Origin of the sequence: Vibrio coralliilyticus, assembly GCF_024449095.1 — a bacterium.
Classification (GTDB): Bacteria; Pseudomonadota; Gammaproteobacteria; order Enterobacterales; family Vibrionaceae; genus Vibrio; species Vibrio coralliilyticus_A.
The window spans coordinates 2,643,982-2,656,221 of record NZ_CP024627.1; the positions used below are offsets into that span (position 1 = coordinate 2,643,982).

Genomic DNA, 12,240 nt, shown 5'->3' on the forward strand with positions numbered 1-12,240 from the left:
GAATCATGAGTCAGAACGTTTATCAATTTATCGATGTTCAACGCGTAGATCCTGCGAAGAAGCCTATCAAAGTTCGGAAGATCGAGTTCGTTGAAATCTATGAGCCATTTACCAAGCAACAAGCGACTGCACAAGCGGATCGCTGCTTAGATTGTGGTAACCCCTACTGTGAATGGAAGTGCCCTGTCCACAACTACATTCCACAATGGCTAAAGCTTGCCAATGAAGGCCGTATTCTTGAAGCTGTTGAGCTGTCCCACCAAACCAACAGCTTGCCTGAAGTTTGTGGTCGAGTTTGTCCACAAGATCGCCTGTGTGAGGGCTCTTGTACTCTCAATGATGACTTTGGCGCAGTCACCATAGGTAACATTGAAAAATACATTACCGACAAAGCTTTCGAAATGGGTTGGAAGCCAGATATGTCGAAGGTGGAATGGACCGATAAAAAGGTCGCCATCATTGGCGCAGGCCCAGCCGGCTTGGCCGCTGCCGATATCCTAGTGCGCAATGGCGTCAAACCTGTCGTATTTGATCGCTACCCTGAAATTGGAGGCCTTCTGACCTTCGGTATCCCTTCATTCAAGCTTGAAAAAGGCGTGATGGAAAACCGTCGTCGCGTCTTCACCGAGATGGGTGTGGAGTTCAAGATGAATGTCGAAGTAGGTAAAGATGTGCAAATGCAAGAGCTACTTGATGAGTACGATGCGGTCTTTTTGGGTGTTGGTACTTACAAGTACATGCGTGCAGGACTCGAAAATGAAGGTGCGCCGGGCGTTTACGATGCTCTGCCATTCCTGATTTCAAATACGTACAAGGTCATGGGCTTGGAGCACGACCAACCTTTTATCGACATGGCAAAACAACGCGTAGTGGTACTCGGTGGTGGTGATACCGCAATGGACTGTGTTCGTACCTCTATCCGCCAAGGCGCATCAAGCGTTGTATGTGCTTACCGTCGTGATGAAGCCAATATGCCAGGCTCTCGCCGCGAGGTGAAAAACGCCAAGGAAGAAGGCGTGAAGTTCATGTTCAACCTTCAGCCTTTAGGAATTGAAGTGGATGCGTCGGGCAAAGTCTCAGGGGTCAAAGTGGTAAAAACTGCCCTTGGTGAACCTGATGACGCAGGTCGCCGACATCCAGAACCCGTCGAAGGCAGTGAGCACGTTCTACCAGCAGACGTCGTGATCATGGCGTTTGGTTTCCAGCCGCACAAAATGGATTGGCTAGCACCATTTGATGTCGAGTTGGATCAATGGGGGCGTATCAAAGCTCCTGCGAAACAAGAGTTCCAATTCCAAACCAGCAACGAAAAGATCTTTGCGGGTGGCGATGCGGTACGAGGCTCAGATTTAGTCGTCACTGCGATTGATGAAGGTCGAAAAGCGGCGGAAGGCATTCTCGATTACCTTGAAGTTTAATCCCAGCTAACGTCTCAAAAAGGATCCTACAATTGGATCCCTTTTTCTTTTATTACATATAATTAAGTTCGTAATATAAGGAATAAAACAATGAAAAAATCCGCTCTCCTTTCTATCACTTTGCTCGGCTTAACTGCTTGTAGCCAAGGAGTCACAACCATGACGGATCGTTCTCAATTACCTTGTGGTGACAAACCAAACTGCGTTTCTACCCAAGACACACGTGAAGAATACAACCTAGCACCATTCACCTTAACCGAATCCGCAAACATCGATGCCATTGAGCAAGTGGCACTTGAACTGCCAGGCGCGAAGACAGCGGTGAAAGAAGGCAATTATCTGCGAATCGAGTGCACATCCAAGATCATGCGCTTTGTGGACGATTTAGAGCTAAAAATAGAGGCTAATCAGTTGATTGTTCGTTCCGAGTCTCGCGTTGGCTATTCAGACTTTGGCGTGAACCGTAAACGTGCTGAACAACTGAGAGAAGCTCTTCAAGCCAGAAATCTTATAGAGTAAAGCGTTTCTTTGCATAATAAAAAACCGAAGCACTAAGCTTCGGTTTTTGTACTCGTAATTAGTGATTACTCAGCGTCACCACGAAAGACAACTAAACGCTTTGGTGCGACTTTACCATCATCATTAACCTCAGCAACACCAATAAAAAGCTTCTCGTCACCAGACGTCATACGCAGCGCAGTCCCTTCTGGAGCACCGAGTACTTGTACTGGCATACCATGCTGCACTAAATCTGTTAGCTCAGCGTTTAGGTTCACCTCAGGTAAATCTTCAACGGCAGTGTCCATTGGCAGTAGTAGAGGGTCAAGCAACTCTTTAGGCGCGACTTCATCACGATGCGCTTGCTCTAAAAGTTCATTAAGCTGCTCTAAAGTGACCATCTTCTCATATGGGTATTTCGCAACCCCAGTACGACGTAGCATAGTAACGTGGGCACCACATCCCAGCATTTCACCGAGGTCATCAACGATAGTACGAATGTAAGTCCCTTTTGAGCAGTGGACCTCCATTTCAACTTCATCACCCTCAAAACGATGCAGAATAATTTCGTATACAGTGATTTTTCGCGATTCACGAGGTACTTCAATACCTTGACGAGCATATTCGTAAAGTGGCTTCCCTTGGTATTTCAATGCTGAAAACATCGATGGGACTTGATCAGATTCACCTCGGAACTTATCAATACACTTTTCAAGTTGCTCTAATGAAACACTAACTGGACGAGTTTCAACCACTTCTCCATCGGAATCAGAGGTGTCAGTTCGCTCACCCAGTTTAGCGATCACTCGATAACGCTTATCTGAATCTAATAGAAATTGAGAGAACTTGGTTGCCTCACCAAGGCAGATGGGTAACATGCCTGTCGCGAGAGGATCCAGAGCGCCGGTATGTCCGGCTTTTTCAGCAAAATAGATGCGCTTTACTTTCTGCAGAGCATCATTCGATGAAATACCTGTTGGCTTGTCTAAAAGGACAACACCATTAATTGGACGACCTTTACGACGACGAGCCATTACGCGTTACCTTCTTCCGAATTCTCATCTTCACGACCAGCATCTTGCTGTTTTCGTTTGTCTTCACTGATCACTTCACTGACCAAATTAGACATACGCATACCTTCGACAAGTGTATTGTCGTAATGGAAGCGAATTTCAGGAGTCAAGCGTAAACGGATACGCTTACCTAGCATCATACGGATGTGCACTTCATGCTCACGTAGTGCTTCTAGGCAAGACTCTGGTGTTTGCTCGCCCACACAAAGGAAAGTGACAAACACTTTGGCATAAGCTAGGTCACGCGACACTTCTACATCAGAAATGGTCACCATACCTAAGCGAGAATCACGAACTTCACGCTGAAGGATCATCGCAAGTTCTTTTTGCAGCTGCTGTGCAACGCGCTGCGTTCGGCTAAATTCTTTTGACATATCTTTTCTCTTATTAGAAAGAATGGGGGGATGGATAAATTCCAACCCCCCATGGCGTATTCAACAACCAATTACAGCTTAACTATCAATAAGTAAGCCTGTAATTATAGTCAATTAGTCTAGAGTACGTTTCACTTCAACGACTTCAAATACTTCGATTTGGTCACCAACGCGAACATCATTGTAGTTCTTAACGCCGATACCACATTCGTAGCCGTTCTTAACTTCTTGAACGTCATCTTTAAAGCGACGCAGTGACTCTAGCTCACCTTCGTAGATAACAACGTTATCACGTAGTACGCGGATAGGGTTGTTACGTTTGATAAGGCCTTCCGTAACCATACAACCTGCGATAGCACCCAGTTTCGGTGACTTAAACACGTCACGTACTTCAGCAAGACCAATGATCTCTTGCTTAAATTCTGGAGCAAGCATACCACCCATGGCTTGTTTCACTTCATCAATCAATTGGTAAATGATTGAGTAGTAACGTAGATCAAGGTTTTCGTTCTCTACAGCACGACGAGCTGTCGCATCAGCACGAACGTTAAAGCCTAGGATAATAGCATTCGACGCGGCTGCTAGAACGGCATCCGTTTCCGTGATACCGCCTACACCAGAACCTACAATGTTCACTTTCACTTCGTCAGTAGAAAGTTTCACTAGAGAATCTGCGATTGCTTCAACCGAACCCTGAACGTCAGCTTTAAGTACCACGTTAAGCTCAGCAACTTCACCAGCAGCCATGTTAGAGAACATGTTCTCAAGTTTGGCTTTCTGTTGACGTGCTAGTTTCACATCGCGGAACTTACCTTGACGGTAGTTAGCAACTTCACGCGCTTTACGCTCGTCACGTACAACGGTTGCTTCGTCACCAGATGCTGGCACACCTGACAGACCTATGATTTCTACAGGGATAGATGGACCCGCAGTAAAGATCTCTTGACCATTCTCGTCACGCATTGCACGAACACGGCCATATTCTTGACCACAAAGAATAATATCGCCTTTGTTCAACGTACCAGACTGAACCAGTACAGTAGCAACAGGACCACGACCTTTATCTAAGCGAGATTCAACAACCACACCAGATGCCATGCCTTCTTCTACCGCTGTAAGCTCAAGAACTTCAGATTGTAGAAGGATAGTTTCTAGTAGACCATCAATGTTGGTACCCTGCTTGGCAGAGATGTGAACAAACATGTTCTCACCGCCCCACTCTTCAGGAATAACGTCATACTGAGCTAGCTCATTCTTCACGTTATCTGGGTTCGCATCTTCTTTATCGATCTTGTTCACAGCAACAATCAGAGGCACACCTGCCGCTTTCGCGTGCTGGATCGCTTCGATGGTTTGTGGCATTACGCCATCGTCTGCAGCAACTACTAGAACAACGATATCTGTCGCTTGAGCACCACGAGCACGCATTGCGGTAAACGCCGCGTGTCCAGGAGTATCAAGGAAAGTGATCATACCGTTTTCAGTTTCAACGTGGTATGCACCGATGTGCTGTGTAATACCGCCCGCTTCACCTGAAGCAACGTGTGCTTTACGGATGTAGTCTAGTGTCGATGTCTTACCATGGTCAACGTGGCCCATGATAGTCACAACTGGTGCACGTGGAACCGCTTCTGCGTTGCTATCACGATCAGACAATACCGCTTCTTCAAGCTCATTCTCTTTACGCAGGATAACTTTATGGCCCATTTCTTCAGCAACAAGTGCCGCTGTTTCTTGGTCAATAACCTGGTTGATAGTCGCCATAGCGCCCATCTTCATCATAACTTTGATGACTTCCGTGCCTTTTACTGACATTTTGCTTGCCAGCTCAGAAACCACGATAGTTTCACCAATAACAACGTCCGCTTTAGCAACTGTTGCTGTCTTATCGAAGCCTTGTTGCATTGAAGCAGGTTTCGCCAGTTTACCTTTATTGCGGCCCTTACCGCCACGCTGGTTACGACCACCACGGTTGTTTTGCTCATCGTTGCCAGAAGCTTTCTTCTTCTTCTTACGACGGCCACCTTCTTCACGGCGGTCAGCGGCATCTTCTGCTTCACGTGCATAAGATGAAGTCGTGACATGGTAGTCAGAGTTTTCTAGCTCTTTCTTCTTCTGTTCCGCTTCACTCCAGCGAGCTTCATTTTCTTCCGCCAGCTTACGAGCTTCTTCAACAAGCTTAGCTGCTTCTTGTTCCGCTTTACGCTGTGCTTCTTCTTCCTGACGACGTTTCAGTTCGTCAGCTTCTTGTTTCGCTTGCGCGTTCACTTCTGCACTTTTTGTTGCATTCATGTCTTTCTTAGCCTTATCAGCTTGTACGCGTTTGGCTTTTTCTTCAGCTTCACGTTTTGCGTCCGCTTCTCGCTTCGCTTTTTCTTCGGCCTCGCGTTGTGCTTTCTCTGCAGCTTCACGTTTTGCTAGCTCTTCAGCCTCACGCTTCGCAAGCTCTTCAGCTTCACGCTTTGCTGCTTCCTCAGCCTCGCGGTTTGCGTCGTCTTCGATAGTGCTGCGCTTCACATAAGTGCGCTTTTTGCGCACTTCTACTTGAACATCCTTACTCTTGCCGCCACCAGCATTAACGCTGAGTGTGCTGCGAGTTTTACGCTGTAGAGTTAAACGAGTTGGCTCAGCTTCACCAGAAGTATCACCGTGCTCTTTTTTCAGGTGAGTAAGAAGCTTTTGCTTCTCTTCTTCAGTCACCTGATCTGCACTCGCTTTTGTCATACCAGCATCAGCAAGTTGCTCTAATAAGCGGTCAACTGGTGTACCAATTTCTTCACTCAGTGCTTTAACAGTAATTTGTGTCATGCCGCTTCCTCCTTGCTGAATATTATGCGTCTTCGCCGAACCAACAGATGTTACGAGCTGCCATAATAAGCTCACCCGCACGTTCTTCAGTTAGGCCATCGATACCTTCTAGGTCATCAATACCTTGGTCTGCTAGGTCTTCCAGTGTTGCTACACCTTTAGCCGCTAGTTTAAATGCCATCTCACGCTCTAGCCCCTCAAGGCCAAGCAAATCTTCTGCTGGCTCTAAGCCTTCAAAAGACTCTTCTTGAGCTAGTGCTAGGGTGGTAAGGGCATCTTTAGCACGACTACGTAGTTCTTCAACTAAGTCTTCGTCTAGACCATCCACTTCAAGAAGTTCGTTTACAGGTACGTAAGCGACTTCTTCCAGAGTAGAAAAGCCTTCTTCAACCAATAATTGAGCGAAATCTTCTTCGATATCTAGATACTTCATGAAGTTTTCGATTGACGCTTGAGACTCTTCAGCATGTTTTTTCTGTAGGTCTTCAACTGTCATCACGTTCAGTTCCCAACCCGTAAGTTGAGAAGCCAAACGGACGTTTTGACCATTACGGCCGATTGCTTGTGCTAGGTTATCCGCTTCAACCGCGATGTCCATTGCGTGCGCATCTTCATCAACAATGATAGAAGCCACATCAGCCGGAGCCATTGCATTGATAACGAACTGAGCTGGGTTATCATCCCAAAGCACGATATCAATACGCTCGCCACCTAGCTCGCCAGAAACCGCTTGTACACGTGCACCACGCATACCTACACACGCACCAACAGGGTCAATACGTTTGTCATTTGTTTTCACAGCGATCTTCGCACGAGAACCTGGATCACGAGCTGCAGCTTTCAGTTCAATGATCTCTTCTGCAATTTCCGGCACTTCAACACGGAATAGTTCTGCCAGCATCTCTGGTTTAGAACGCGTGATGAATAGTTGGAAACCTCGCGCTTCTGGCGCTACTCGATAAAGAAGACCACGAACACGGTCACCTGGACGATGGTTTTCACGAGGAAGCTGGTCATCACGTAAGATTACCGCTTCAGCATTATTACCTAGATCAAGAACGATGGTATCGCGATTAACCTTTTTCACTACGCCAGTAACCAATTCACCTTCATTGTCGATGAACTGCTCTACGATCTGTGCGCGCTCAGCTTCACGTACTTTTTGTACAATTACTTGCTTCGCAGTTTGCGTCGTAATACGGTCAAACGTGACGGATTCGATCTCGTCTTCAACATAAGCACCCAGCTCAATAGTTTCATCTTCAAACTGTGCAGCTTCAAGTGAAATTTCTTTTGTTGGGTTTTCAACGTCTTCAACAACCAACCAACGACGGAAAGTATCGAACTCTCCGGTCTTACGGTCAATTTCAACACGAACATCGATTTCGATTTCGTGCTTTTTCTTTGTAGATGTAGCTAGAGCAATCTCTAGGGCTTCAAAGATGCGCTCACGAGGTACCCCTTTTTCGTTCGATACCGCTTCTGCTACCGCTAAAATTTCTTTACTCATTTTAAATAGCCTCTAAGACCTTAATTAAAATTTAGGGATCAGGTTAGCTTTTGAAATATTGCTCAAAGCAAACTCTTCAGCGTTGCCGTCCACAGTAACTGTTACTGTTTCACCTTCTATAGCGTGGATAACACCTTTCCACTTACGACGGTTGCCAACAGCCATTTTCAAAACGATGCTTACCTCGTGACCAATAAATTGTTCATAGTGTGCTGCTTTGAAAAGTGGTCTTTCTAAACCTGGAGAAGACACTTCTAGGTTGTAAGCCACGGTGATTGGATCTTCAACGTCCATTACTGCGCTAACCTGACGGCTAACTTCTGCACAGTCATCCACAGTGATGCCATTTTCATGGTCAATAAAGATACGTAGCGTTGAATGTTCGCCTGCGCGAATAAATTCTAATCCAACTAACTCATAACCTGATGCTGCTACTGGAGCTTCAAGCATTTCAGTAAGTTGTCTTTCTAAACCAGTCATTTAAACCACTCCAGAAACAAAAAAAGGGCTCAGAGCCCAATTTAAATTCCAAGCAATGTCCAAATTTCTGCGATACAGAAATTTAGATAACAAAAAACCCCGAAAGTCGGGGTTTTTTGATGCTGGACCCTGATGTGTTAAGCAATCAAAGTTTGCTTAACTCACAGTTGCTATTAGCGACTGTGCAAACTTGTCCACATCCAGTAAAGGATTGGTTGCGGGGGCCGGATTTGAACCGACGACCTTCGGGTTATGAGCCCGACGAGCTACCAAGCTGCTCCACCCCGCGTCCGACTTGTCGAGCATTATACGCTCTCCAAGGTGTTTTACAAGTTTGTAAACAATGGTGCCGAGAGAGGGACTCTCTGCAAGACACTCGCAATGGGTGTGAAATATAAACTTATTTCACCCGAAGTCAATCAATAAGTTTCTGAATCATAACAGGTTGATTAAAAACACACCAAAAACAAACATAAAACAACACACTCAAAATGAGTGTAAGCCATTGTTTTAGGTAACTATTTTTGTAACCCCAAGCGTTTTACAGGTGTTTTTTTTCGTGTAAATTTCCGAGCACTAAGTATTCGTAAAATATAACCATCATGACAAACAGAACAAACATCAGAGAGCAGTCAGGAGTCTATTATTGGCACTGTAACCTGAATAAAACAGCGGGTTCGCTAATTGGTTCGAGTAAAGCCATCAAAAAATCACTTAAAACGTTTTCGATCAGGCAAGCACAAAGGCGCAGAGATATTTTACAAGGGCTTATTTACTTCCAAAAGGAGCAAGATTTTAACCCTGTTGAAGTTCTCCCACAGTTACAGCTTGTTTTGCCCGACATCATCGAACGACTTCAAAGCTATGTTGACGGCCCAACTCCCAACCAGCCATTAGATTCAAACTCTAACGACAATCACACTACCCTAAAAGCCCTATATGAACGATGGGAAGTGCTCCAGCATCGTCGCTTAAACAACGCTGATGCTAAAGAAACAAAAAACTTAAAGAACTCAATAGGAACTATGAAAACAGCCCTAGAACTCTTTCTAGAAGCAAATGGAAATCTTACTGACTGCCCAGTATCTAAAATAACTAAATCAATGGCTGCAAAGTTTCGAGATTTGGTTCTTTTCAAGAAAAATATGTCCACGAAGAGGTTTGCAGCGTTTTGTACTCATTTGAGTAAGCTATGGACGGATGCGCAAGAAAGAGATCTCGTTTTCACAGACTCACCATTTTTGGGTTTGAAAACCGAAGGCGCTAAACCAGAAAAGAAGAGACGACCTTTTACCAAAGCCGAAGTTACCCTTATCAGTGTTTTATTTGAACACAACACGAAAGAGTATGAAGATTGGCTTGCAACCCACCTATTGCTCACATCAGGGTGTCGACGTGAAGAGGTTTTCAGAGTTAAGAAAAAAGACATAGCCGTATCAGAACACGGTATGTTTATGTTGGTAGGTGAAGAAGGAAAGACCGAAGCAGCTTTGCGAGTATTACCCGTTCACCCTTCCTTATCAACGGAAATCGAATTGCTAATACAGCACTTAGATCCCGAAGCTCTAATTTTTAAAGACTCTAGGGAGCGAGAGCAAAAGGGAGAAGCAAAATATTCAGATCCATTCGGTAAAAGATTTTCTAAAAGGTTCAATAGTAGAATTAAAGACGACACTGTTTGTCTTCACTCAGCTCGCCACTTGTTTGGAACTGCGATTGATCACGCAGATCTTGATGACAGAACAGCAGCCCAGTTGGCTGGAAATAGCGGTTCAAACCTCAAACGAACTCCGATGATCCTCTCTCGTTACTCCAAGGGGAAAAACGGGGAACAATTGAAAGAGGCCATGTTCAAGGTATGGGAAACCGACATAATGAAACATATTGCAACTCTTATTCTCTATCAACAACCAGCCTCAAATGGAGATAATTAGGAGAAAAGTTGACGAGTCCTAGGAGATAACTTGGAGAAATTTTGGAGAAGGTTATAAGCATGGATGATGCACGGCGCATTGAGCTACTACGATATCGGGTAGCATTACTTCATATACGACTTGAGAAATATATCGTTGGATGTTCCCGTTGGAAGTTTGCCAGCGAGCGGATGGCCAACACGAAAGCCAATATCGAATTATTGAAAGTTAGGGTTAAGAATGGACAAACAGAAGCTAACCACGATAAGAGACATCTTGACGATTGTAAATCGGATAGTGTGGCTGACTCTAGTCATTGTCGTACTTATAGCCATAAGTCTCGCGGCTGGCTAAATCTCGATGAATGGTTCGAGAATAACATAGCAATTACGCTCATTGTGAGCTGCACAATATCAGGGTTCCTCGGGTATCATTTCTCATAAGAATTATTCTTTAGGCATTCCGGGAGCCGATAACCCTAACGCCTATCGAGTAACAAAAAAACCTTAGCGGCTTTCACTTTGTAGCAACTTGCATCAATTGATGCGCCTTGCTACAATTATTTTGAGTATGGTATGCAGATAGGAGTGATATGCCTACAACTAGTGTAAGGCTAGATAATGGTCTTGTAGATAGAGCCGCCGTTATTGGTGAAGCTCTTTCTCGAACTACCCCAAAGCAAATTGAGCATTGGGCAAAAATAGGTCAAATGATGGAAGACAATCCAGATTTAACTTATGAGTTCGTTCTTCAAACCATCATCGCTAAAGCCGAAATTGAATCAGGTCAGGTAACGACATATGAGTTTAGCGAAGGTTAGTAAGGTTGAGCAAACCCGTTCTTTTCAAAAGACGGTGAAGAAGTTACACGCCAACCAGAAAAAAGATCTGGATAAGGCTGTAAAAGAAGTGATAGAAAAACCGGACATTGGAGAGAGAAAGAAAGGTGATTTGTCCTTTCTTAGAGTTCATAAATTCAAGATGGCCAAGCAACTAACGTTACTAGGCTACAAATATGACGAAGACGGAACGCTCACGCTGACCTTAATGGCTCTAGGTAGTCACGAAAATTTCTACCGAGATTTAAAGTAGTAAAAAAGCCCCTTTCGGGGCTTTTTATTTGGTCGGCATCTTGGACAGGCTGAAGAACGTCAGAGCGTACATGGTACACATGAATATTAATGCGGGGAGCGTACCAAAGCCCCCGGCCATGTTCTGAAGGTCCACTTCAACCAACGTGTCATAAATGGCATAGAAGCCCACATAAACGATGACAGCACGCTTAATGTGACTACTGACCTCAACACCATAAGCCGAGCAGTAAAGCCCCGCTATGATGATTATAGAGGCTATCAGGGAGTAACTTTCTAGCCTGTTAGATTCTTCCTGAAGAACAAGCGGCATTTCACCGGTCAACTGCAAGATAATCAGCGAAACCGGAGTGATTAACAAGTTCAGCCAAAAGACGAATTTCAACATACTACCACCAATAACCCCACATGATTCGATCTGGATCGTCTGGGAGTCTAAGGAAGTCATCACGGGTTCGCAAGTAACGCCGCTCAAAGTTACGGCCGACTAAACCCATTGGCGCCGTATCAGCTAATGCCTTCACCGCGTTCTGAATAATCGGATCGTTGTATGGCGTCCCCTGGTGAAGCATCTTCTTAATCATAGGGACCAGCGTTTTATACTGCTTGTTCGCTTTGTATTTATCGACAATTCGATTACCCATCGAGCCAAGTGCATCGAGTAACAGACCATAATCAGCCATATCGGAACCTTTTACCTGAATTCAAATTATGGAATATACAACAAGTATCACTTTGTTATGAGTGACGAAACCACGTTTCTTCTAGACGAATTGACGGTTCATTTTAATACGTGATGCTCAGCTAAGATTTAGCTTTATTTGATGACAGTCGAGACATTAACATTTATTAACATTCAATCAATTTCTATTTCACTGAATTTATTAACAAAATAAAAATAAATTTAAATAATTCCTATCTTCACCCTCTGTGGGTGTTTTTTCGTCATTTTTTTATGTTATATTTCCCATACTGGTCATATATATACCTATAGAACTTCTACCCCTTAAATTAAGACATATTGCACCCATTAAGGGTAAAAACCCTATTTAAAGCTATATATGAACAGCTACATA

Annotated in this window: 12 protein-coding genes and 1 tRNA gene; 5 read left to right on the plus strand and 8 right to left on the minus strand. The window is 44.5% G+C overall.

Annotated features, from left to right (window positions below; genetic code table 11):
• Window positions 1-5 precede the first annotated feature (5 nt).
• Together CTT30_RS12450 and CTT30_RS12455 are read left to right on the plus strand one after the other, a co-directional pair.
• On the plus strand, window positions 6-1,418 hold the full coding sequence (locus CTT30_RS12450; protein ID WP_252035293.1) for a glutamate synthase small subunit GltD family protein: 1,413 nt from the start codon (window positions 6-8) through the stop codon (window positions 1,416-1,418).
• Between the two features lie 90 nt (window positions 1,419-1,508).
• The gene (locus tag CTT30_RS12455; protein ID WP_252035294.1) at window positions 1,509-1,937 is read left to right on the plus strand and encodes a DUF1499 domain-containing protein; all 429 of its coding nucleotides are present in this window, start codon (window positions 1,509-1,511) and stop codon (window positions 1,935-1,937) included.
• Window positions 1,938-2,002: 65 nt separating this feature from the next.
• Here CTT30_RS12455 and truB read toward each other — a convergent pair whose 3' ends face one another.
• The 6 genes from truB to CTT30_RS12485 all read right to left on the minus strand — a co-directional run bounded on the left by truB (window position 2,003) and on the right by CTT30_RS12485 (window position 8,450).
• Window positions 2,003-2,950 carry a tRNA pseudouridine(55) synthase TruB gene (gene truB / locus CTT30_RS12460; RefSeq protein ID WP_252035295.1) on the minus strand — a complete coding sequence of 316 codons (948 nt, stop codon included), beginning with the start codon at window positions 2,948-2,950 and terminating at the stop codon, window positions 2,003-2,005.
• The gene (gene rbfA / locus CTT30_RS12465; RefSeq protein WP_239837748.1) at window positions 2,950-3,363 is read right to left on the minus strand and encodes a 30S ribosome-binding factor RbfA; all 414 of its coding nucleotides are present in this window, start codon (window positions 3,361-3,363) and stop codon (window positions 2,950-2,952) included. Before rbfA ends, truB begins: the two co-directional genes overlap by 1 nt.
• 114 nt (window positions 3,364-3,477) lie before the next feature.
• Window positions 3,478-6,171 (minus strand): translation initiation factor IF-2, encoded by a 2,694-nt coding sequence (infB, locus tag CTT30_RS12470; protein WP_252035296.1) that lies wholly within the window; start codon window positions 6,169-6,171, stop codon window positions 3,478-3,480.
• Between the two features lie 22 nt (window positions 6,172-6,193).
• Window positions 6,194-7,681, minus strand: a complete 1,488-nt coding sequence (gene nusA, locus CTT30_RS12475; protein ID WP_239837750.1) for a transcription termination factor NusA — start codon at window positions 7,679-7,681, stop codon at window positions 6,194-6,196.
• A gap of 24 nt (window positions 7,682-7,705) precedes the next feature.
• Window positions 7,706-8,161: a ribosome maturation factor RimP gene (gene rimP / locus CTT30_RS12480; protein WP_239837751.1), complete on the minus strand. Its 456-nt coding sequence runs from the start codon at window positions 8,159-8,161 to the stop codon at window positions 7,706-7,708.
• Window positions 8,162-8,373: 212 nt separating this feature from the next.
• Window positions 8,374-8,450, minus strand: a tRNA-Met gene (locus CTT30_RS12485).
• Window positions 8,451-8,763: 313 nt separating this feature from the next.
• Here CTT30_RS12485 and CTT30_RS12490 point away from each other — a divergent pair.
• The 3 genes from CTT30_RS12490 to CTT30_RS12500 all read left to right on the plus strand — a co-directional run bounded on the left by CTT30_RS12490 (window position 8,764) and on the right by CTT30_RS12500 (window position 11,165).
• Window positions 8,764-10,095, plus strand: a complete 1,332-nt coding sequence (locus CTT30_RS12490) for a tyrosine-type recombinase/integrase (protein ID WP_252035297.1) — start codon at window positions 8,764-8,766, stop codon at window positions 10,093-10,095.
• A gap of 571 nt (window positions 10,096-10,666) precedes the next feature.
• Window positions 10,667-10,894: a TA system antitoxin ParD family protein gene (locus CTT30_RS12495; RefSeq protein ID WP_252035298.1), complete on the plus strand. Its 228-nt coding sequence runs from the start codon at window positions 10,667-10,669 to the stop codon at window positions 10,892-10,894.
• Entirely contained in the window at window positions 10,875-11,165 is a 291-nt protein-coding gene (locus CTT30_RS12500; RefSeq protein WP_252035299.1) for a type II toxin-antitoxin system RelE/ParE family toxin, read from the plus strand. Before CTT30_RS12495 ends, CTT30_RS12500 begins: the two co-directional genes overlap by 20 nt.
• A gap of 24 nt (window positions 11,166-11,189) precedes the next feature.
• Here CTT30_RS12500 and CTT30_RS12505 read toward each other — a convergent pair whose 3' ends face one another.
• A complete protein-coding gene (locus CTT30_RS12505; protein WP_252035300.1) occupies window positions 11,190-11,552 on the minus strand; it encodes a hypothetical protein in 363 nt (120 codons plus the stop codon).
• Window position 11,553: 1 nt separating this feature from the next.
• Window positions 11,554-11,847: a hypothetical protein gene (locus CTT30_RS12510; RefSeq protein WP_252035301.1), complete on the minus strand. Its 294-nt coding sequence runs from the start codon at window positions 11,845-11,847 to the stop codon at window positions 11,554-11,556.
• Window positions 11,848-12,240 lie beyond the last annotated feature (393 nt).

Excerpts from the sequence above, each read along its gene's own strand:
- CTT30_RS12450 (WP_252035293.1), top strand. The coding sequence starts at position 6 with ATGAGTCAGAACGTTTATCAATTTATCGATGTTCAACGCGTAGATCCT.
- CTT30_RS12455 (WP_252035294.1), top strand. The coding sequence starts at position 1,509 with ATGAAAAAATCCGCTCTCCTTTCTATCACTTTGCTCGGCTTAACTGCT.
- truB (WP_252035295.1), bottom strand. The coding sequence starts at position 2,950 with ATGGCTCGTCGTCGTAAAGGTCGTCCAATTAATGGTGTTGTCCTTTTA.
- rbfA (WP_239837748.1), bottom strand. The coding sequence starts at position 3,363 with ATGTCAAAAGAATTTAGCCGAACGCAGCGCGTTGCACAGCAGCTGCAA.
- infB (WP_252035296.1), bottom strand. The coding sequence starts at position 6,171 with ATGACACAAATTACTGTTAAAGCACTGAGTGAAGAAATTGGTACACCA.
- nusA (WP_239837750.1), bottom strand. The coding sequence starts at position 7,681 with ATGAGTAAAGAAATTTTAGCGGTAGCAGAAGCGGTATCGAACGAAAAA.
- rimP (WP_239837751.1), bottom strand. The coding sequence starts at position 8,161 with ATGACTGGTTTAGAAAGACAACTTACTGAAATGCTTGAAGCTCCAGTA.
- CTT30_RS12490 (WP_252035297.1), top strand. The coding sequence starts at position 8,764 with ATGACAAACAGAACAAACATCAGAGAGCAGTCAGGAGTCTATTATTGG.
- CTT30_RS12495 (WP_252035298.1), top strand. The coding sequence starts at position 10,667 with ATGCCTACAACTAGTGTAAGGCTAGATAATGGTCTTGTAGATAGAGCC.
- CTT30_RS12500 (WP_252035299.1), top strand. The coding sequence starts at position 10,875 with ATGAGTTTAGCGAAGGTTAGTAAGGTTGAGCAAACCCGTTCTTTTCAA.
- CTT30_RS12505 (WP_252035300.1), bottom strand. The coding sequence starts at position 11,552 with ATGTTGAAATTCGTCTTTTGGCTGAACTTGTTAATCACTCCGGTTTCG.
- CTT30_RS12510 (WP_252035301.1), bottom strand. The coding sequence starts at position 11,847 with ATGGCTGATTATGGTCTGTTACTCGATGCACTTGGCTCGATGGGTAAT.